This window comes from Listeria sp. SHR_NRA_18 (assembly GCF_003856515.1).
GTDB lineage: Bacteria > Bacillota > Bacilli > Lactobacillales > Listeriaceae > Listeria_A > Listeria_A newyorkensis.
The window spans coordinates 1-17574 of sequence record NZ_QPKR01000015.1 but is presented as its reverse complement, the minus strand read 5'-3'; the positions used below and the strand labels follow the sequence as shown (position 1 = coordinate 17574).

General features: G+C 40.5%; 34 protein-coding genes, 1 tRNA gene and 1 pseudogene. All 36 read right to left on the bottom strand.

The features are described 5' to 3' along the window. Positions 1–11: 11 nt before the first annotated feature. The 36 genes and pseudogenes from DUK53_RS16035 to DUK53_RS18020 all read right to left on the bottom strand — a co-directional run bounded on the left by DUK53_RS16035 (position 12) and on the right by DUK53_RS18020 (position 17564). Complete coding sequence (locus DUK53_RS16035; protein ID WP_124893082.1) at positions 12–590, bottom strand: Gp15 family bacteriophage protein; 579 nt, start codon at positions 588–590, stop codon at positions 12–14. Positions 591–595: 5 nt separating this feature from the next. Further along, complete coding sequence (locus tag DUK53_RS16030) at positions 596–988, bottom strand: hypothetical protein (RefSeq protein WP_124893080.1); 393 nt, start codon at positions 986–988, stop codon at positions 596–598. Positions 989–999: 11 nt separating this feature from the next. Next, complete coding sequence (locus DUK53_RS16025; protein WP_036131610.1) at positions 1000–1263, bottom strand: hypothetical protein; 264 nt, start codon at positions 1261–1263, stop codon at positions 1000–1002. A 14-nt stretch (positions 1264–1277) separates the two neighbouring features. After that, positions 1278–2015 (bottom strand): annotated as a pseudogene (locus DUK53_RS16020) (fibronectin type III domain-containing protein); the annotation flags it as partial. A 13-nt stretch (positions 2016–2028) separates the two neighbouring features. Further along, positions 2029–2508, bottom strand: coding sequence for a phage tail tube protein (locus DUK53_RS16015; RefSeq protein ID WP_036131618.1), 480 nt, complete (start codon positions 2506–2508; stop codon positions 2029–2031). A 2-nt stretch (positions 2509–2510) separates the two neighbouring features. Further along, the gene (locus DUK53_RS16010; protein ID WP_124893078.1) at positions 2511–2915 is read right to left on the bottom strand and encodes a phage tail terminator protein; all 405 of its coding nucleotides are present in this window, start codon (positions 2913–2915) and stop codon (positions 2511–2513) included. Then, the gene (locus DUK53_RS16005) at positions 2912–3268 is read right to left on the bottom strand and encodes a minor capsid protein (protein ID WP_052171330.1); all 357 of its coding nucleotides are present in this window, start codon (positions 3266–3268) and stop codon (positions 2912–2914) included. The genes DUK53_RS16010 and DUK53_RS16005 overlap by 4 nt, the downstream gene beginning before the upstream one ends. Then, positions 3265–3588: a putative minor capsid protein gene (locus DUK53_RS16000; protein WP_161564256.1), complete on the bottom strand. Its 324-nt coding sequence runs from the start codon at positions 3586–3588 to the stop codon at positions 3265–3267. The genes DUK53_RS16005 and DUK53_RS16000 overlap by 4 nt, the downstream gene beginning before the upstream one ends. After that, the gene (locus DUK53_RS15995) at positions 3585–4004 is read right to left on the bottom strand and encodes a head-tail connector protein (protein WP_124893074.1); all 420 of its coding nucleotides are present in this window, start codon (positions 4002–4004) and stop codon (positions 3585–3587) included. The genes DUK53_RS16000 and DUK53_RS15995 overlap by 4 nt, the downstream gene beginning before the upstream one ends. Before the next feature lie 10 nt (positions 4005–4014). Beyond that, on the bottom strand, positions 4015–4302 hold the full coding sequence (locus DUK53_RS15990; RefSeq protein ID WP_124893072.1) for a hypothetical protein: 288 nt from the start codon (positions 4300–4302) through the stop codon (positions 4015–4017). Positions 4303–4319: 17 nt separating this feature from the next. Continuing rightward, a complete protein-coding gene (locus DUK53_RS15985; RefSeq protein ID WP_036089895.1) occupies positions 4320–5219 on the bottom strand; it encodes a hypothetical protein in 900 nt (299 codons plus the stop codon). A 22-nt stretch (positions 5220–5241) separates the two neighbouring features. Beyond that, positions 5242–5874: a hypothetical protein gene (locus DUK53_RS15980; protein ID WP_124893070.1), complete on the bottom strand. Its 633-nt coding sequence runs from the start codon at positions 5872–5874 to the stop codon at positions 5242–5244. A 54-nt stretch (positions 5875–5928) separates the two neighbouring features. Next, on the bottom strand, positions 5929–7011 hold the full coding sequence (locus DUK53_RS15975; protein ID WP_124893068.1) for a phage minor capsid protein: 1083 nt from the start codon (positions 7009–7011) through the stop codon (positions 5929–5931). Positions 7012–7013: 2 nt separating this feature from the next. Beyond that, positions 7014–8492, bottom strand: a complete 1479-nt coding sequence (locus DUK53_RS15970; RefSeq protein WP_124893066.1) for a phage portal protein — start codon at positions 8490–8492, stop codon at positions 7014–7016. A 76-nt stretch (positions 8493–8568) separates the two neighbouring features. Beyond that, entirely contained in the window at positions 8569–9219 is a 651-nt protein-coding gene (locus DUK53_RS15965) for a hypothetical protein (RefSeq protein ID WP_036089904.1), read from the bottom strand. A gap of 47 nt (positions 9220–9266) precedes the next feature. Continuing rightward, complete coding sequence (locus DUK53_RS15960) at positions 9267–10571, bottom strand: PBSX family phage terminase large subunit (RefSeq protein ID WP_201740736.1); 1305 nt, start codon at positions 10569–10571, stop codon at positions 9267–9269. Next, entirely contained in the window at positions 10555–11349 is a 795-nt protein-coding gene (locus DUK53_RS15955) for a terminase small subunit (protein ID WP_124893062.1), read from the bottom strand. The genes DUK53_RS15960 and DUK53_RS15955 overlap by 17 nt, the downstream gene beginning before the upstream one ends. Before the next feature lie 86 nt (positions 11350–11435). Then, positions 11436–11792, bottom strand: a complete 357-nt coding sequence (locus DUK53_RS15950) for a hypothetical protein (RefSeq protein ID WP_124893060.1) — start codon at positions 11790–11792, stop codon at positions 11436–11438. After that, entirely contained in the window at positions 11785–11994 is a 210-nt protein-coding gene (locus tag DUK53_RS15945) for a hypothetical protein (RefSeq protein WP_124893058.1), read from the bottom strand. Before DUK53_RS15945 ends, DUK53_RS15950 begins: the two co-directional genes overlap by 8 nt. Before the next feature lie 235 nt (positions 11995–12229). Continuing rightward, on the bottom strand, positions 12230–12694 hold the full coding sequence (locus DUK53_RS18025; RefSeq protein WP_368665726.1) for a hypothetical protein: 465 nt from the start codon (positions 12692–12694) through the stop codon (positions 12230–12232). Positions 12695–12726: 32 nt separating this feature from the next. After that, entirely contained in the window at positions 12727–12930 is a 204-nt protein-coding gene (locus DUK53_RS15935) for a hypothetical protein (RefSeq protein WP_124893056.1), read from the bottom strand. Positions 12931–13080: 150 nt separating this feature from the next. Beyond that, positions 13081–13148 (bottom strand) — tRNA-OTHER (locus tag DUK53_RS17430). A gap of 108 nt (positions 13149–13256) precedes the next feature. Beyond that, the gene (locus DUK53_RS15930; protein ID WP_124893054.1) at positions 13257–13694 is read right to left on the bottom strand and encodes an ArpU family phage packaging/lysis transcriptional regulator; all 438 of its coding nucleotides are present in this window, start codon (positions 13692–13694) and stop codon (positions 13257–13259) included. Between the two features lie 75 nt (positions 13695–13769). Continuing rightward, positions 13770–14084, bottom strand: coding sequence for a hypothetical protein (locus DUK53_RS15925; protein WP_124893052.1), 315 nt, complete (start codon positions 14082–14084; stop codon positions 13770–13772). Between the two features lie 130 nt (positions 14085–14214). After that, positions 14215–14661, bottom strand: coding sequence for a hypothetical protein (locus tag DUK53_RS15920; RefSeq protein ID WP_036089921.1), 447 nt, complete (start codon positions 14659–14661; stop codon positions 14215–14217). Further along, a complete protein-coding gene (locus DUK53_RS15915; protein ID WP_483306209.1) occupies positions 14658–15032 on the bottom strand; it encodes a DUF1064 domain-containing protein in 375 nt (124 codons plus the stop codon). Before DUK53_RS15915 ends, DUK53_RS15920 begins: the two co-directional genes overlap by 4 nt. Then, complete coding sequence (locus DUK53_RS17595) at positions 15007–15159, bottom strand: hypothetical protein (protein ID WP_161564255.1); 153 nt, start codon at positions 15157–15159, stop codon at positions 15007–15009. Before DUK53_RS17595 ends, DUK53_RS15915 begins: the two co-directional genes overlap by 26 nt. Before the next feature lie 255 nt (positions 15160–15414). Further along, positions 15415–15690 carry a hypothetical protein gene (locus tag DUK53_RS15910; RefSeq protein ID WP_124893048.1) on the bottom strand — a complete coding sequence of 92 codons (276 nt, stop codon included), beginning with the start codon at positions 15688–15690 and terminating at the stop codon, positions 15415–15417. Beyond that, on the bottom strand, positions 15674–15883 hold the full coding sequence (locus DUK53_RS15905; RefSeq protein ID WP_124893046.1) for a hypothetical protein: 210 nt from the start codon (positions 15881–15883) through the stop codon (positions 15674–15676). The genes DUK53_RS15910 and DUK53_RS15905 overlap by 17 nt, the downstream gene beginning before the upstream one ends. After that, a complete protein-coding gene (locus DUK53_RS17590) occupies positions 15880–16056 on the bottom strand; it encodes a hypothetical protein (protein WP_161564254.1) in 177 nt (58 codons plus the stop codon). The genes DUK53_RS15905 and DUK53_RS17590 overlap by 4 nt, the downstream gene beginning before the upstream one ends. Further along, positions 16053–16250, bottom strand: a complete 198-nt coding sequence (locus tag DUK53_RS15900) for a hypothetical protein (protein WP_124893044.1) — start codon at positions 16248–16250, stop codon at positions 16053–16055. The genes DUK53_RS17590 and DUK53_RS15900 overlap by 4 nt, the downstream gene beginning before the upstream one ends. Beyond that, positions 16247–16738: a YopX family protein gene (locus tag DUK53_RS15895; protein ID WP_161564253.1), complete on the bottom strand. Its 492-nt coding sequence runs from the start codon at positions 16736–16738 to the stop codon at positions 16247–16249. The genes DUK53_RS15900 and DUK53_RS15895 overlap by 4 nt, the downstream gene beginning before the upstream one ends. After that, positions 16725–17003, bottom strand: coding sequence for a hypothetical protein (locus DUK53_RS15890; protein ID WP_124893040.1), 279 nt, complete (start codon positions 17001–17003; stop codon positions 16725–16727). The genes DUK53_RS15895 and DUK53_RS15890 overlap by 14 nt, the downstream gene beginning before the upstream one ends. After that, on the bottom strand, positions 16996–17220 hold the full coding sequence (locus DUK53_RS15885) for a hypothetical protein (protein ID WP_124893038.1): 225 nt from the start codon (positions 17218–17220) through the stop codon (positions 16996–16998). The genes DUK53_RS15890 and DUK53_RS15885 overlap by 8 nt, the downstream gene beginning before the upstream one ends. A gap of 3 nt (positions 17221–17223) precedes the next feature. Continuing rightward, positions 17224–17451 (bottom strand): hypothetical protein, encoded by a 228-nt coding sequence (locus DUK53_RS15880; RefSeq protein WP_124893036.1) that lies wholly within the window; start codon positions 17449–17451, stop codon positions 17224–17226. Next, the gene (locus tag DUK53_RS18020) at positions 17448–17564 is read right to left on the bottom strand and encodes a DUF1642 domain-containing protein (RefSeq protein ID WP_368665727.1); all 117 of its coding nucleotides are present in this window, start codon (positions 17562–17564) and stop codon (positions 17448–17450) included. The genes DUK53_RS15880 and DUK53_RS18020 overlap by 4 nt, the downstream gene beginning before the upstream one ends. Positions 17565–17574 lie beyond the last annotated feature (10 nt).

Below are 17574 nucleotides of genomic sequence, written 5' to 3'. Positions count from 1 at the left end.
ATGTAACGGAATTAGATAAATGCTTTCATCATTCGTTCTAAATCCGCTTGTTCCCGTTTTTTACGCTGACTGGAAAGCTCGTAATGTTTCTTTAATTTCAGTATGCGCTTGCGTTCGTCGGCGTTTTCTTTGCCTGACGGAACTTTACAAGTGCGGTACATAATCGCTTGCATAATCGGTGTTTCTTCGGGCAAATTATTAAACAAAGTCATGAATCTGCCCCAGCTCATTAGCCCAATTTGATCCTCTAAATCGATGTCGTAAGCCATCAAAAAAGACGCGATAATACGATCCGCATCCTCAAAAAAATTAAATATCTCTTCACTTTCAGCCTCGTCATCACCGCCCAATTCCTTGTAAATCAGCGTGACGATATTGTAAATATCAACGGGACTATGTTTATACTGCTTATAATCAACAACAAACATTCGATACATGATGACTATTTTTTCGTTGTCGTTGAAATAGTCATCGCCTTGCAATTTGATTGATTTAATCACCTTATCGAAAGTAATCCTAATCTTTATCTCGGAATCGTTATAGACAAGAATGCGATCAGGATTACTTTTTTTAGCCGTTAATGAAAGCATCGCAATCACTCACTATCTATTTTTTGTTCCGTATATTCTTCAACGCCAAGGTATTCCTCTAACTTCTTATCGTTGAAATCTTCCAGTTTATCTTTAAACACTTTGAACAATTGCATACTGATGTGTGTACAAACAATAGAGCTTTTTCCTGACTCGTTATAAATTAAGTCCGCATCTTCCTTGCCGAAAAACATTTCTAGTGTGTCTTTCGCAATTTTTGCATCACTCTTAAAATCTGTTTTAGCCTTAGATGATTTTTCTTTTTCCCATTTTTCTAGCTTCGTTTGCGCCTTTTCGTACTCCTCCATTTTCGCATCACTAAAATCAACCTTGTAATCCTTACCGTAAATCTCAACTTCTTCAAACGATGTTTTTGTTTCAATTTTAATTGCTGTCATCTAAAACACTCCTATTCTCTTATTGTTTCCGTGAAAAATACCGTGTAATTCGATTTGTCCTTGATGTAAAAATTAACAACATCCCCAACGATCAGCGCCTCGAAATCATATTCGAAAAAACCGCCTATATCCGTTTCGGCATACAGGCGGGGGCCATCGTTGACAGAGAAATAAATTTTGCTGTCTTGGGTAAAATCGCCAGTCATGTGCAATTGCTCAGTTGTTATGTTTTCACGGATTGGACTAAACGCTTGATCAATATCTTCGTATCTCAAATGAATCCCCTCCCTTATGTCGCTATTCGTTCTACATAGCTAGGATAAATAGACCCTACTTTTGTTTCTGCTTTAACTGTCGCTCCTACGGTTATTCCTGAAATAGCCCCGCTATATGTTCCTGTTGCACTTGCTGTAAACACCGTTTTGGCAACTCCGTCGACGCTTATCCTGACTTGCCCGTTATTTTCAGTTGTTCCGGATACAGTGCCCGCACTTGCGACAACAGGATTAAGCGTTATTTTAGCTAATTCAGCTGTTATCGTTGTAACCATTCCTGCAATAGCTCCAGCATTAGGATTACCATCAAGCGCTCTTATATCATACTGATTGCCCGCAATAATATTTACGTTTCCAAGAACATAAATTCGTAAAACTCCCGCTACAATCGTTCCTGTCAACAATGCCGTTGTTTCGCCCTTTCTATAAATACGGCAATTCGTAACAGCTGGATCATCCAACGAAGTACCGTTAATATATGTTTCTCCGTACAAAAACCGCGCAATGTAAGGCGCTGATAACAACGTCTTTTGTGTTACGCTATCGCTTCGTTCGCCCTCTAACGTCCTATCAACAGCAGATACAGTTACAGAATAATACGTTTTTTGCGTGAGTCCCGTCACTACTGCTACATTAGAGTTGAAACGGCGACTTTGCGCTTCTCCTTCTATATGTAGCAAGTAATGACTCGCATTACTTATTGCGTTCCACGTTAGCGTTATTGTTGTATCTGTAAATTCTGTAACTCGAACGTTAACGGGCTTATTAGGGAGTAACTGGCTGTGTTGGTTCTTCTGTTACTTCGTCCAGTTTTTCAGGTTTTCCGGAGAAGTGTATCTCATAAGATACTTCGCCTTTTGAATTCGCCCCTCCGCCAGGAGGCTTGATATTAACTAAAGATGCCGGGCCTTTTAACCCCTTCTTTTTAGGTGATATGATTAAAAATTCACCACGGCGCATTGTATCTATCTCTAAAAGAGCATCATCAAAAATAAAGTTTTGCGCTGGATCATTATATTGCCGATGTCCTTCAAATGTGTACGTCGGTTGCAATCCGATAACGGTAGAATCAACGCCACCATCTAGGTCGTAGTAAGGTGTTTGATCTACCTCTTCATTATTTTCTGCATCAATACTTTCGATTCCGCTAGCCATCCTCAGCCACCCGGTATCGGCTATTTTGGCTCCTGTATTAGGATTCCACCAAAATCGGAAATTATGTTGCAATAAAAATGCTTGTTCCATTGTTATTCCTCCTTGTTTTTATGAATTTCTGCTTGAAACATCGCAGACCATATGAATAATTTTTTAGCCGTTATATCAACCTCGGAAGGCTCTGTGTAAATTTCGCATTTAGTAAAATAAAAAGAACCATCCTCGGGTGATAACTCGCCGTTTGATAGTTCTAGCGCCTCCGCTATATGTTCGATTGTGTTCATCGCTGTAACTCTGTCTTGATGCTTGACGAGGATTTGAAAGACAATGTTTTTAGTAACTGTTCTGTCCATGTAGCGAACACCTGGGGAAGAAGGCGTAAATCTAAAAACAATGTCCTCCTCGTCAATGTCTAAGACGCTCATTCTAACAGCACTAAATAAATCCAATCTCGTTTCTAGATGCATTTTGACAGCCTCAAAAAATACTTTTCTCATCTTCTCCCCCCTGCCGCCGCATTGTTGGCTACTTTTACCCAGTCACTTAGAAACTGCGACTTTGCAACTTCGAACCATAGTCCGCCCGCATGAGGATTTTTATCTTTGCTGAAATTAAATTGCGGGTTAAAATAGATCCGTCGAACGTAAGGTACCGCCCATATAAGCATTCCCTCACCAATTTTAGAATGTATAAAGCTGCTATCAATCGTAGCCTGTGTATCCCATGGTGCAAAGTAATTCGAGTCTTTCAAAACCTGATTATCAAGCGCAAATTGAGCCCTTTCAATGCGCTTATAGACATCCTTTTCGATATCCTTCGCATTAACCTGCACTTCAACCTTAATCCTCAATTACAATACACCTCCCAGTGATGCACGTTACTCCCTCTAGCGTATACCTCATCCACGGAAACAACGTTATACTCACGGTTATCGAAAATGAAAATAGATTTCTCGCTCGGCCGAAAGGCTGGACTAGAATTGATGCGATCAATAAAAATGAGTGTGCTAGATTGGATATCATCACCGTTTGACGTTTTAACAACACGATTGACAGGTTGCACCCGAACACGATTGACAGGAACAGGTTCCTCCCATTCTTCGCCGTATGCGCTTTTCGGGATATACTCTTTATACTCGACATTGTGAATCAATAACCGTCGTTGTATCAACAGCAATCACATCCCCGCGCAAGTGACGGAACCCCAGCGTATAAAAGGCCAGTCGGCGCCAGAATTTCATAGATGTTATTTGCGAATAGAACAACTTTGCCACTGTTTGAAGCATTACCACCGCTACCGCCTCCTTCACTGTAATTCCCAATGCGCACACTACTACCGGCCCCACTATCGACAACGGAAGCCGTTTCACCGTTAAGGAATAAAAATTCTACTTGTGCAGCAGTAGCCTCCATTACGCGGTCGCGCTGAAATTCAACTAAATTGTCGAAGCCTGTTCTGCTGATTGCATACCCGGTAAATCGGTCAATATCGCGACTAGCACGGGGAATAAGGCGTTGTAATTCCTCCGCAGAAATCTCAACGCCTACGTACTCCGCTAGGAAATATTCCGAGTCAATGAATTCCATCTGAATCAACTCATTTCGCTATTTTTTGATACGCTTCTTTTAGTTCTTTATATCCGTCTTGCAATTCTTGATGTTCTTTTTCTAAAGCTGCATATTTTTCTTTATGTTCCTTAATTTGACTCTCTAATTTTTCATACTTAGATTTGTCAATCTTGTCATTGCCTGCTGCATACTCAACAACTTTGTATTCCTTTTTCTTCTCGTCTAGTTCGACAACATCATAACCAAGAGCGGTATAAGTGCTTTTTTCTGTCTCGTCGATACTTAACACTTTATTGAATCTCTTTACAGTAATCATGCTAAAACTCCTCTCTATTATGGTTTGACAACGAATTGAATGCCGTTGCTACGTTGTTTGAATAAAATAACATCATTGTAGAACTGCTCGTAATACAACCAGTTACCTGCTGTTTTAGCTGATGGCGAATCAAATCCAGCGAAAGTATATTTTTCTGGCGCGCACATTACTGGAATATGAATAAGCATCATTTGAATTTGTTTCGCTGCTGGATCATCAATAACGCCAACCGAGAAGTTATATAGCGTCTTGAAGCGGTCAGGCGCTACTTGTCTAATATCAACTTCATCAAGGCGGGAGATGCGACGATCAATAACTTGATTGTTCGACTGAACATCAAAATTACGCGTTAAACCTTCCGCGCGTTTTAGAATTTTATTAACAGCAGGAGTTACATATAAAACACGATTCATAGGTACCGCTTGTTCATCCATCAGTTGCATCATGTCGTCGAACTGGCGTAAGATATTAGCTTCGTCTAGTTCCATTTCGTAGATTCCTTTCGTTGGATCTAACTCTTGTTTTTGCGCGAACAACATCGAGAACATGTATTTGTCTTTCTCTGGAATCTTATGCGTTTCGTTAAATACACGAGTAACATTAGCCATAGTAGTGGTAAAATTCGTTTCGTCAACATCGCTAGGGTCGATAAGCGTTTGCCAGTATCTTTCGTTTTTCAATTGATATGTTTCCCAGTCATTCGAATAGTTAGCTTCGAACCCTGTAATAGTACGACGTGGGCGGTCTCTCAATCCTTCGTTAACTGTTAACAACGGAAGTTTAACGGTATCTTGTCCAACCCATTGAATGATACTATTCGATGGAGAGTTCCATAGTTCCGCAGATTGTAGCATGTGGCGGAATGGTTCTTGTAACGCTCGTTGGTAGTCTGTTGCAAAGTTTAAAATTGCTGCCATTTTTATTCCTTCTTTCTATTTTTTATTTAGGTAAGTTGTAAATATCTTGAAACGCGGACTTCATCGCTTCCCCTGGTGTCGTTGTATAGTTTTGCTGTCTGGCAGCATTACCGGTATTTTTAGTTGGCTGTGCTTCTTTGCTGAAAAATGGGTATTTTTCCAGAACCGCTTTTACGGCTTTCGCGGGGTCCTTTTCTTCTAACTTCTCGGCAAGCGCAATCACATCAGATAAATAATCATCCGTTACGCCGTTTTTAAGCGCTGCGATTTGCCAATCTTTCGCTGCTGATTCGCTACTAATTCGATTCGCTTCATCCTGCGCGGCTTGCAATGCTTCCGCCTGTTTGTCTGCTTCTGTTTTCTGGCTGTCTTGGAAGTCTTTGTATGCTTTCAGTTGCTGTTGTAATGCGTCCTCACTATCCACACCTAAATCCTTCAAAAAGTCCTCTTTGCTGAATGTAGTGGGTGGCTCGGTTGGAGGTGTAGGCGGTGTCGTTGGCTCTGCTGGCGGTTCATTTCCTGCTGCATTCGGTTCCGTCGGTTCGGTTGCTGGTTCTGCAAAATGCTGGATATCAAACTTAACCATCTTTGTGTTTTTCAATTCGTCACCCCCTTTCACGTCGGCTTGATTTTTGTTTTCAGAATAAAAATTCATCCTAATTCCTCCTTTTAGGTCATATAGGTCATAATAAAAAGACCTAGCATATAGCTACGTCTCGACTATTTTTTCGCGGTTGTAACGGCGGGTCCGTCCCGTCTTATTGATAAACCGCCTCATTTTCGCTTGTCTATGCGACACAATGCGCCTCGCATCCTTCAAATCCTTTTCTGCAACGTCCATCGATTTCAACATAGATAACTGGTGTTTTGCCTTCCTGATGTTCCGCTCTAACAGCCGTTGTCGCTGTGATTCCTTGTATATTGCAATCGATGCCTTTTTGTCATAAGGGAAATGCCGTTGCACCGATACGCCTTCAATGTAGACATAGAGGCGATGCCCGCAATTTATACCGGTAACAATACCATCGATTTCTCCGTAGGTCGTACTAGATAACGGCGGATACTTTTTACTTTTACCGCTACGGCTGTATATCCTACCTTGAAATTCTAGATGCGTCGGTCGGCTCCCTGCATGGCTGGAAACTTCCACAAGGTCCACCTCATAATCATCAAATCTAGCCTCTTGGACCTTATTCCCGACGTTTTTTTGTGTATTCTTAACAACCATGTTCACATATGCTTCGGTACTCCAACGCGCTCCTCTGCGGTCGATAAGGGCAGGCATTCCATTCTCCGCCCATTTCTTCGCTGTTTTCGTCAATGCCTCATCTAACGTAATGCCACCGCCAACAAATTCAGCACTGGCCTGCGTTATGATTTCTAAGTAGATGGACGATGATTGTTTGAGCATCGTGGCGTTCATAAGTTCTAAACGGGTCAACGCTTCAATGTCCTGCGTAGCGATAACCTTAGCGATATTGGCACTATCTGAATATGACACGACGCTTTTATCGGGCAATCGATCGCGTATTTCTCTTTCGACTCTCACACCTTCACCCGCCGCCGTTTCTCGTATCATCTTCCGCATTTTAGGGTTGGCCGATTTGGCCGCTTGCGTGACAGTTTGCAAATGTTGCCGTTGCAACCGACTGGCATCCTGCAATTTATCTGCGCGCCATTGTGCCAGAGTTTCCAACGTGATTCCTGCGCCATTTCCTACCGCCTTACCAATCGAATCTAATAAAAGCCCCTCTAATTTCAAATAAATATCGATTATTTGCTGTGATAGCATGATTATTCAACTCCGAACATGTCAACTACTTCTGCCGTCACTCTTTGTTCGTCCGCTTCGATTTCTGCAAGTATTTCCTCGGCTGTCGTCTCGTCAACATCCTGCGCGGCCATAATCGCCCGCTTTTTAGACTGTAAGCCTGAACCAGTTAACGCTATTTGTTGATTTATACGCGCGTCTTTGTCATTTATAATAGAATCATCAAAGGTAGTAGTAACTTCGTATTCCTCTGTTGGATATCCATTTATTCCAAAGTGATCCGCGATAAGTAATATGCTTTCTACGACATTAGCAACGAAGCCCTCGATATTATTCTCATGCGATTGCTTACTACGAAACGTCTTGCTGTTCTCACTAACAACCTCTGTCGCTGTTTTAAGCCCGGTTACATCAAAACCGAATGTAGCAGCAGAGAAACCAGTTTGCGTAGATAGTGTTTTCAAATATGCATCTAATGCTGATATATGCTCACTAACACGTAGCTCCGGCGACACATCGTAGTATTTTTGATTATTTTCATCTTGTCGCATCCCCTGAAATATTTCATCATCCGTATCGAAATATTTTGTTACAGTTCCAGTCGCAACATCTGTTTTACCTTTAAGCCACGCGTCTGGAACAATCGCCCTCTTGCCGCCTATTCTGAATTCTCTTTCTAAAGAGTCGAAAACCCTGTCAATCGATTTCAAAGTGTCTATAGCATTTGCGAATATAGAAATCCCGAGCGGCACATTTGTATCAACATTATTAGCTACTGCCGGCTTGCAATACGCGAAAAACGGTCGTGTCGCCTTTGGGAACTCAACTATTTCCTCTAAATCAGGATAAAGAAATGCTAAATCAACAGGTGTTCCCAGCGAGGTATCATTAATAGATGCCTTGTACAATTCGTTTCTGACGACATACCCAGTGTCTTGTTTCTCGTGCCATCTGATTAGCGTATAATTGAAATCCTTGACCTTTTTCTGCTCAACAACAATAATAGCCTGATCTATCTCTTTGTTAACATCCCACGATAGAGGAATGAAACTTTCTGCTGGAACATACGATACTTTAATGTCACCATCGCTCTTATAAATTTCGGCAGCCATTCCGCCAAGCGCCATCATAAACTCGGCATTATCCTGCGTGTTCTTGATGAATCCGTTCGCTTCCAGAATAGGAGAAACAAAGTTTCCTACCGCCTCATTATCAAAGCTAACTTCCATTTTTTCATTGCATATCATGTTAGCCATTTCTTGCGATACCTGTTTTCCCATGCCCATCGTCATCATATTACGCTGTTTCTTGACGCCTTGAACAAAGTACCAAATCGTATGATATTCACTGTAAAAACCTTGATACCAGCACCGCCACTTCGCGATATTATCGTAAAACGATTGATCTATAGGGATGTCGACTTTTTGTTGCAATTCAATCCCTTTGATAATTCTCATTCTGTACAACACCCCTTTGATTTTATTGATTAGCTTTTTAATCATCTGCTTTACCTCCTACGTTCCCCTTGTTAGGCAGTCGAGAGTATTATTTTTTAATCATTACAACTTGAAGCTTTAATTAGTCGTTGCTACCATTTTGTTGCCCTTGATGACCGTGGTGTCCATGATGCCCGTGGTGGAAATCAACAGGATAAGGAACTGGATAAGGTTGCGGATAAGATTGAGGACCGCAATAACCGCCATAACCCCGACCATATCCGTTATCACATTTAACAGCTCCTAAGATAGCGCTTAGCGTATCTTGTTCACGATACTGTGCATTCGTGTTGTTGATTTGATTCGTGATATATCCAGCAGATTCAGCGGCAGTTGCTTTGCTGTTAGCTTCAGCTAGTTGTGTTTGTAAGTTACTGATTTGACCATCTTTGATTGAATCAAGGATAGCCTGCGTATTTTGATTTGCTTGCATAGCAATACTGTTGAAACCTTGTGTTAATGTTGAATTAGTAGCGTAATTACCGGATGTAATCGCTTCTGTAACTTCTTGGAAGCCGTTAGTTTGATTAGATGCTAGGTTTTGAATAGATGTATTAGTCGCTTGATCTAGTACAAAATCTTTTGTTGCAACGTCTGCATTCTTATTGCCAAGTACATTTCCGCCGAACAAAGCTCCTAGCAACAGACCTCCTAAAAGACCTCCTCCGCCTAAGCCACCTAAGCCTCCGCCTCCAAATCCGCCATTGTTCATAATCTCATTATCAAATGCCATTTTTACCGTCCCCTTTGACCCTCGACTGCCTAACAGGAGAAACGTAGTTAAAAACTCTTGATGTATTCCTTGAAAAAGTGATTTATACTGTATCTGAATTCATCCATCGCGTGATTGTCTTTATCAGCAGGCTTTCCGTGTTCATTACGCGCGTATAGACCTACCTCTTTGATAAAATGATAGTGATCGTAAGGTTTGTTATCGTCGTATAGATAGAAAAGACCTTTATCTATGCAACTTTTAGCTCGCTCGATGCCGACTTCTATTTTCAGGCCGTTAGCGTCTTTTGTGTCTCCGCTGTTATTGTCTGCTCTATCTGTATCGACACCGAGCAAATGCAATTCTTCCCGTAATGCCTTACACGCTGGGTCAACGAAGAAGTAATTGTAATGATATCCCCATTTCGAAAAGCACCAGTCTTTAAATTTAACGATTTCTTTCGCATAAGTGGACATCGCTTTAATGCTGCCAGTTTCCGCCCCACTGTGGTAGTAGTTAGCCATGCGGTATAGGCGATAGCTATACTTACCGCTATCGCTTTGAAATTGAGTTACAACGTTAAAACTGCATGTTGTAGCGTCTGACTGCCCTCCATCTGCGCTAAAAAACGCCTCTACAACTTTTCCTTGCAGGACGCTCTTTTCGTGCTTATCGGGATCGAAATTATTGTATATTACGCCCTCTGGCATAACGCGTTGACCTAGCCAATCACGTTTATAGAGGTAGTCAGACACTTTACATTGTTCTTCCCAATCCGCTAACCTAGAACCCGTTAAAATCGGGTTGTCATGCGGTCGCCAGTGCCTAAATCGATACTTACCTGTTTTTATAAACGGTTCCAGCGTCTCTAAATTAGCATGGTTTGGAGCTGGTGGGTTTTGCTCCGCTAGATGGTATCTAAATTTAGCGGCTAAGGTCCTTCTAAATGATTCCTCTATGAAAGACTTATGCAGTAAATTAAACTCCAAAAAGGTTACAGTACCGAATGACATCCCTGTGATAGCACCTACGGAGTTAGCTTTACCTCCACCTTTGTAATAAATCTTCTTTTCGCCATTTGGCAAGTTAAGCCAGAGGTGATCACCGTGCCTATCACTTCTTAATTCACCAACGTTTTTAAAAATGCTGACTAGTCCCATACCTTCGCAATCCATGAACATCCTATAAGCTTGTTCTTGATTATATGCCGATATTAAATGATTCATATCAGGGCTAGCGGCATAAATAATAGCCATTTTTTGAGCATCAGAGAATGTTTTACCAGAACGGATTGTACCTTCGTTCATTTCAAGTTCAATGCCCTTTAGCGAGGAATAGATATTTTCTTTTTGTTTATCACTTAGTAGCATCATCGCCACCGCTTTCTATTCCAATGATCGCATTACCAATCTCGATTAAGTCGTTAACCTGTGCTTTTTCAGCCTCATTAATCGCAATCTTGCCAGCTCTATTTTCAAAGATAGCTGCTTCTGATTCAGCTTTGCTTACTTGGGCTTCAATTCTCCTGTTATTCAGTACAGATATATCTTTATAGCCGCTTCGATCGAATAGGTCTTGTAAGAGGTCCGATTGAAGTCTTGCGTATTTCTCGTATTCAACGTTACTAAGATAGTTCAAATAGAAGTTGCTCATTAAAGCCTCTACATACTTCATTTTCGCCTTTAACGCTCTACGACTGTCATTATATTCGCCCATTTCATATTCTATCTCTTCGCGCCTTGCCTGTGCTTCCTCGCTGGTTTTAAACATCATACGTTCTAATTCATCATCTAAGTTGTCAACGTGTTCAGCAAGAGGTACGTCCTTCAATCGCAAAGAGGCCATTTCTGCATTCAATGCAGTTAATCCCTTTTTCGCCTCATTACTTTCAGCCAACTTAACCCCGCAATCAAGTATGCGACTCCAAAGGAGTTTGTAAACCTTTTTAGCGTCATCTTGCATTCGTTCCGATACTGTTTTCATTTCTTCATCTATAAATTCAAGCACCTTAACATTCTTTAACAATCTTGACGCTTGCGATTCTGCCGTCTTTTCGCTATATCCTGCGGTTTTCGCGGCTTCTGTAGCGTTAAAACCGTTCGACACATAAGCCAGCGCAAATACTCTATATTTCTTCTCCGTTTTTGTCACTACATATCACCATGCCTCCCTTAATTAGAATAGGTTTTTGATTATTTTAACGAATAGTGTCCAGCCATCATCGTTGGTAATTTAGTTTAAGCGAACAGCCTTCCGTTTTCGTCAACAGCACGCTCGGTATTTATTAAACTTCCATTTCTCGAAAACCTAATGCCTTCTTTATCAACAATCCACATATGGCCTTCTTTTCCTCGAATAAGCGTGAAATCTTTAGTTATGATTGTTGTAGCATCTTCATTTTGCATAACTTGGACATAGCTTCCGTCATATGCTATAGGCGATTCTTCCGTTTTTTCCTCAATCAAATCTTCGCGGATGTAGCGTTTACTACCACCAGATAAAACAACCACCTCTACATCCTCGTTTCCATTAAACAATGAACTTTCATGAAGTTCTGCTGAATAAATAGCGCCATCTAACTTATTTTTAAACATACTTCCCAACTCCATTCACATTTTTAAAAGCACTGCGCCTATCCACACCCTTGAACGGTTCGATTTGGATGTTCACCTTAGCTATTTCACTAGCCTTAATTTCTCCTGTTACTATGCCTGAATGCACTCGATTAATCGCCTTTTTAAGACCATCGAAAAAATGATTGATAGCTTCATAAATTTCCTTTATCAGCTCAATCATTTTCTTTACTTCCAGATGGTTATTGCTTCCGCGGTATTGTTGACTTCGTAAGCTTCTGTTTTTCCGTTTAAATACGTGACGGTAACTATCCCTCGCATTTCATCACTCTTCTCTTTTGCTATTTTTATAGATTACTACCGCGCATAAAATACCAATACCTAGCCATAACCACCAATAATGTATGAACTTTTCGCCTTCTGTCATATGGATCATATCGTGTAGGAATTGATTCGAGTTATAAATCATCGCTATAGCCGTACTTGTCAATAGTATGTTCGTAAATTTCTGCGTCACCTCGGAAATCCTTACACTTTTCCGCTTCTTCTCTGGTGCTGAATACTCCCCACACCATACCAGGTTCATCAACGTAATGTCCTGGTTCAAACAACACAAAAACCTTAGCTTTTTCGTTCTCCGTCGAATCGTAAGTCGCTTTGAAAATATCAGGCTTACATGGATAAAATTCACCTTTCACACCGCGAATAATGTAATCTCCTTCAACTGCTAACATTTCTCCTTCTAAAGTCGGGATAATGAGACCTAATTCTTGTCCAGAATCAGAAATTACGCCGTTTTCAGTGTGTGCTTCTCTCACTCCATCGCGACCCCACGGCAACGTCACAAACTCGACTATTTCACTCCAATTCATCCAAGTTAATTCGACAGCCTCAATTTCCACTGCTTTTTTACGATACTTCATATTATCAACTCCTCATAATCAAAAAAATAAATCTAAATTGCTGCTGATTCAAACAAAGAAAACCTAATATCTCGACTCTTATTTAACTCTTTCAACAGTTCATCTTTATATACTTTTACTTTGCATTTATGAACCGGGTCCCATATCTCTATTGTTTCGCGAAGTATAGGCTGCGCGCTTGGCAGTTCCGTATCAGCGCATACTGGTTCAAAAATGCCACCTGTATCGATTCCCATTATCAATCACTCCTCACCCAAAATAAAAAGCACTACGCGTTGTAGTGCCTGCTCGGCGTGTTTAATGTCCAGTAAGCATAGGACGTTATGTAAAGCCGACCATACAATCAGTTACGTTATAAAACGCGACCTGCAGGGGGTCAGCTTATTACAAGGAAGTTGGATTCGAACCAACAATCAAGGCGCGACCCTTTGCCTTTCCATTTGGCTATTCCCTGATAAAAAAGAGAGAAGCGGGAAAAGAAGTTATCGATTTTTGGTTTATCCCACTTCTCTCATACTACAATTATACAACGCTTTTTCGCTCTAAAAGTATCAAGAAAGTATCATTTTTGTTTTAGCACTTCAATTCCGAGTGTCGTGGCTAACTGAATGACACCCTTACGCTTTTCGCGTTTGTACTGAGCTTCTTCGTATGGCATGTCAATCATGACATCAATATCCCGCGAATCATGTATGAAGCACTCAATAATGATTTTGCGCTGAATATGATCCAGTTGATTTATAATCACATCGTATTTTTTTACTGCATCTTGCGCGGTTTGAACGTTATCTATGTTGTGTATAACAGCATCTTCTACCTTGCTGTTGAACTGGTTTGAAAACGAAGGAGGCGTAATAGTGTACGTTGTTGTCACGGATGGTAGTATAAGCGCGCCTGCTTTCAAACGAAGAATTTTGTAATCCTCGAAAAACTTTTTCAAAGCGCGAACGGTACCGATATAATCAATATCGCTCGCTTGTGGTAGGTCAAATAAACTCAATAAAAGCGCCCCCTATGGTATAATTAATTTGTGGATTAATTAGCGGGGCGCGAGCCTCGTTTTTTTTGTTATATCCTATAAAACCTCGGTCAAAATTCGAAATCCAACACACGCGTTATTCTTGAAATGTACCTCGACTGGTTTCCCGACTAGTTCGCTAACATATTCAGCTTTAGCATCTTTCAGTAGGTTTCTTGTAAAATCTATGACCGCTAATGCTGCCTTAGCTTTTTCTCCATCGTTATAATGCCTATAATTAGGATTAAATAGCCCTTCTTCAATATAAGAGCACCCACCGCCGTTGCCTAAAGCGAAATGCAATCGTAATCCGAAAAAAATATCATAATTGCCAAACTCCGCAATACTAATCTTTCCTAATTCTTTTTCCATTTTCACCACCCCCAAGCCCAAAGTACGCCTTTTACAAGTAAACCAGCTATTCCGAAAAAAGCTATTGTTGCCAGAATTAAAACAAATACATTCACGATTTTTTCTTCTATTTTCTTCATTCTTTTTCCTCCTATTCATAATTAACTTCGTTTGGACTGACGTCTCCATCTACAGTTTCCGTATCTATAACGTGGTGTCTTTGTAAAAGACCAGCGCCGAAGTAGTTAATAGTGGTTTTAAGTATTCCTTTGTCTTGAATACCACCAGAAATAAACTCGTCATATTCTCCAACGCTTATACTGTCCGTTCCCTTGTATTTAATTTCTCGGTAGTACCTATAAGTAACAACAGGTTGAGAATCCGTAGGGTGTACTTCGAGTAACTTTTCCCTGTAAACATATACAGTATTCCTATCGTCTCTTTGTATAGTTGCTTTTTCTACATCTAAGACTGATACATAGTTTCCGCCGTCTTTCTTTGCTTTATACGATATTGCTGATATAAACGCTATGACTATTAAAAGAAGTAACATTACAATTATTGAGATTGTCTTTTTATTGTCTTTATATATATTCACACCTCCACAAACCCTCTGCCCTCGTGTTTAAGGCAAATTATCGAATCCATATACTTCCGTTCAAAAAGCTTTTGTTTGAGCTTAAACGCCTCGGTTTTCACGCCTTTGATGTCGATAATTTCGGTGTGTCCATCTGCGTATAGAACTTCGAAATCGGCGACGTACTCTATTTTTTGATGAGTCTTGCCGTTTTTCCTGAATCCTTCTTGCAGCAGGTACCGAGGTTGGAGTTTAAAACTCTCAACCTCGCCCGCCTTCTTAAGTAGTTTCAGGTGACCGTAATACGTCGCTTCCGCCTTGCTATCGAATGTAAATCCGTCTACCGTGGTTTTCTTGTTGCCGTATTTACTTCGCGTAGTCGGTCGCCTCATTGATGATAATTGCCTCGTACTTTGTCTCAATTTCTTCATCCTCCATGTTTTCATAAATTATAGGTGACATGTTAGTTACCTCGCTTAGGGCTGCTATCATATATTCACGATCAACATAATGTTCCATCTACTCCGCCTCATTCCTTTTTTAATCTCTAAACGTCAACCAAAATACAAATCCTAAAAATACGAGCGTTGCGCAAAATACTATAACTTCTCCTGTACTCAATTACTTAAACCTCCCAACTACAATAATCCAGTGCCAGAAACAAAAGATAAGTTGGATATTTTGTATTCCGTACCTTTTGAATGCATGAAGATAAATACCGAATATAATTTCTTTATCATCATACTTATGCACTTCAAAATATTTAGTTTTCATCTACTCCGCCTCCCCATCTACATCAGGAATCCAGATGCCTTTAGTAGCGGTGATATTAAAGAAAGGAGGATATTCACCCCGCCTGTAAAAATTAGTAGACAAGTTACCTTTATCAAATACTTTAAACACAGTTTCCGCCTTCTCCCGCTCTTTCAGCAGTTTATCTGCAATTCTAATCGCCTGAATTATTGGCGCATCTTCATTTACGCCTTGTGCCAGCGCTATTCTACACACGCCTAGTGCTTGATTTACGGTTTCTCTATCTTTCTGCGTCATCGTCTTGCGCCTCCTGTTCTAATTCTAAATTATAAGTTAGTACTAAAGCGCCTTTAGGTTTGTCATCGAAATCGATAACTGCGCTTCCTCCTGATTTTGCCACTTTTTTTACTAATCCTTTTTTGCCCGCATAAATCGATAAGGAAGATTGGTTGTACACGACTATATCTCCTACTTTAAATTTCGGCGTCATTCCCTAATCACCCCTACCACTTCAAAATCAACCTCAAGTACTTCGCATTCGTTGCCCGTCTTACCTTCGTACTCAAACGCTTCATGTTGCGCAGCTAGTTCGTTTTGAAACGCACGAATTACTTTTTTTGACGCAGTTTCTTGGACGATGAAAATATAGTCGTTTGGCGTCATTCCCCATCCTCCTCGCAATACCGAGCAACCCAAGTTGGCGGTACCTCGCCTTTTGAAATATACTCATAAAACTCGATTTCCTTTTCCAGCTCCGCAACATATTTATCGTGTTCTATTTCGTAAAACCTCGCTCGTGCTTTGCGTGCTTCCAAATCTTCGTTAATCGCCTTTTCTAGCTTTTTGTTAAATTTCATTCCGCCACCTCCAGCAATTCTTTATTTTCGTGAATAGTGCCTATTATTTCGACGTTATCGGTTGCTACCGCGCTTTTTTTAATATGCTTTGCTAAACCTTGTTTTAAATATTGAGCGCCGTATTTGATAGTTTTTCCGTCTATCACAGGCGCTAGCCATACATACGTGTGCCCATCGATAATTTTCACATCTGATATACAACTACCTTTTGCCAGCTTATCGTTGTAATTACTTGTCAGTTCGAAAATCTCCAAATTATCAATTCGTACAATATCCCCCTCAAAAATCTTGATGCCGTTTTTGTCGCGTAGTCCTGTGCATTGCTCAATAATTACCTGTTCCGTAACAACGCAGATGCCATCCTCACACCCTAAATCGCCGTATAGTACGTTTCCGTTTTGCAAATCTAAAGCTAAATCGCCGTACCTATCACCGTTCACATATCTGTTTCGTAATTTATCCCACACTCTAAACTCAATCGGTCTCATTCGGCACCTCCATGTGATCAGAATACTCAAATTCCACGCGGTCAAAACCGTCATTGATATCTGTAGACGGAAAAGCTGTTACGGTGTAACCAGCTTCTTGAAGCGCATAAGCAAAGTCTTCCGCTCCGTATTCTCCATTTTCATAGCGAAGGAATAAAGATTCTACCTCTGCTTTAAATTCGTCATTCTCATCAACAACATTCTCTACTATTATTTCTACTTGACGTATGATTTTTCCCTCTAAAATAATCTTTGTTTTACTCATGCTCGCCCTCCTCTCCGTTTGTTGTTAACTGAATATAATCTGTATTTTCGTAGGGAATGAGGATTCTATCGACTAGTGACCCCAATTCTATATACTTTGTTTTTTTATTTCCCATGCCATTTTTGAATTTTGCTACTGTTGCTTCGAAATTATCTTGCGATGTAGTAATTATTTCTGACCCCGATTTAGTTTTTACTTTTATTTTTATTTCCATCACGCCTCACCCTCCAATTTCTTCAACTTTGAAAAGCCTTTTGTTACAGTCTATGCAGTACGTGTATTTACTTTGCGTTGTGAACAAAGTGTCGTGAAAATGGGAATTATCTCTTTCCTGACCGTTAAAATTGTGATGATATTCTCCTACGCCTGAAAATCGATTTTTAATGTAAAAACCCTCGTCCGACCCGCAACGTGGACACTCTGAAATCAGTGCTTTTTGCTCGTTCATCCTTCGCCCTCCTCAACCGGCACGGCAAACGCCCAGTAACGTTCGTCATACGCTCTTATTTGCTTTTCTGTTAGTTTGTAGAAATTTTCTTCTGAAAATACTTGACTTAACACATGCACAACT

Bases quoted from the DNA above. Each gene is read 5' to 3' on its own strand.
- DUK53_RS15980 (WP_124893070.1), bottom strand. From the start codon at position 5,874: ATGAATTTTTATTCTGAAAACAAAAATCAAGCCGACGTGAAAGGGGGT.
- DUK53_RS16010 (WP_124893078.1), bottom strand. From the start codon at position 2,915: ATGAGAAAAGTATTTTTTGAGGCTGTCAAAATGCATCTAGAAACGAGA.
- DUK53_RS15890 (WP_124893040.1), bottom strand. From the start codon at position 17,003: ATGAGTAAAACAAAGATTATTTTAGAGGGAAAAATCATACGTCAAGTA.
- DUK53_RS15880 (WP_124893036.1), bottom strand. From the start codon at position 17,451: ATGAACGAGCAAAAAGCACTGATTTCAGAGTGTCCACGTTGCGGGTCG.
- DUK53_RS15970 (WP_124893066.1), bottom strand. From the start codon at position 8,492: ATGATTAAAAAGCTAATCAATAAAATCAAAGGGGTGTTGTACAGAATG.
- DUK53_RS15960 (WP_201740736.1), bottom strand. From the start codon at position 10,571: ATGATGCTACTAAGTGATAAACAAAAAGAAAATATCTATTCCTCGCTA.
- DUK53_RS16030 (WP_124893080.1), bottom strand. From the start codon at position 988: ATGACAGCAATTAAAATTGAAACAAAAACATCGTTTGAAGAAGTTGAG.
- DUK53_RS17595 (WP_161564255.1), bottom strand. From the start codon at position 15,159: ATGGAACATTATGTTGATCGTGAATATATGATAGCAGCCCTAAGCGAG.
- DUK53_RS15985 (WP_036089895.1), bottom strand. From the start codon at position 5,219: ATGGCAGCAATTTTAAACTTTGCAACAGACTACCAACGAGCGTTACAA.
- DUK53_RS15900 (WP_124893044.1), bottom strand. From the start codon at position 16,250: ATGAAATTTAACAAAAAGCTAGAAAAGGCGATTAACGAAGATTTGGAA.
- DUK53_RS15950 (WP_124893060.1), bottom strand. From the start codon at position 11,792: ATGTTTAAAAATAAGTTAGATGGCGCTATTTATTCAGCAGAACTTCAT.
- DUK53_RS17590 (WP_161564254.1), bottom strand. From the start codon at position 16,056: ATGACGCCAAACGACTATATTTTCATCGTCCAAGAAACTGCGTCAAAA.
- DUK53_RS15905 (WP_124893046.1), bottom strand. From the start codon at position 15,883: ATGACGCCGAAATTTAAAGTAGGAGATATAGTCGTGTACAACCAATCT.
- DUK53_RS16015 (WP_036131618.1), bottom strand. From the start codon at position 2,508: ATGGAACAAGCATTTTTATTGCAACATAATTTCCGATTTTGGTGGAAT.
- DUK53_RS15965 (WP_036089904.1), bottom strand. From the start codon at position 9,219: ATGGCATTTGATAATGAGATTATGAACAATGGCGGATTTGGAGGCGGA.
- DUK53_RS18025 (WP_368665726.1), bottom strand. From the start codon at position 12,694: ATGAAGTATCGTAAAAAAGCAGTGGAAATTGAGGCTGTCGAATTAACT.
- DUK53_RS15925 (WP_124893052.1), bottom strand. From the start codon at position 14,084: ATGGAAAAAGAATTAGGAAAGATTAGTATTGCGGAGTTTGGCAATTAT.
- DUK53_RS15975 (WP_124893068.1), bottom strand. From the start codon at position 7,011: ATGCTATCACAGCAAATAATCGATATTTATTTGAAATTAGAGGGGCTT.
- DUK53_RS15895 (WP_161564253.1), bottom strand. From the start codon at position 16,738: ATGAGACCGATTGAGTTTAGAGTGTGGGATAAATTACGAAACAGATAT.
- DUK53_RS15910 (WP_124893048.1), bottom strand. From the start codon at position 15,690: ATGACGCAGAAAGATAGAGAAACCGTAAATCAAGCACTAGGCGTGTGT.
- DUK53_RS16035 (WP_124893082.1), bottom strand. From the start codon at position 590: ATGCTTTCATTAACGGCTAAAAAAAGTAATCCTGATCGCATTCTTGTC.
- DUK53_RS15935 (WP_124893056.1), bottom strand. From the start codon at position 12,930: ATGGGAATCGATACAGGTGGCATTTTTGAACCAGTATGCGCTGATACG.
- DUK53_RS15995 (WP_124893074.1), bottom strand. From the start codon at position 4,004: ATGGAATTCATTGACTCGGAATATTTCCTAGCGGAGTACGTAGGCGTT.
- DUK53_RS15915 (WP_483306209.1), bottom strand. From the start codon at position 15,032: ATGAGGCGACCGACTACGCGAAGTAAATACGGCAACAAGAAAACCACG.
- DUK53_RS15945 (WP_124893058.1), bottom strand. From the start codon at position 11,994: ATGATTGAGCTGATAAAGGAAATTTATGAAGCTATCAATCATTTTTTC.
- DUK53_RS15990 (WP_124893072.1), bottom strand. From the start codon at position 4,302: ATGATTACTGTAAAGAGATTCAATAAAGTGTTAAGTATCGACGAGACA.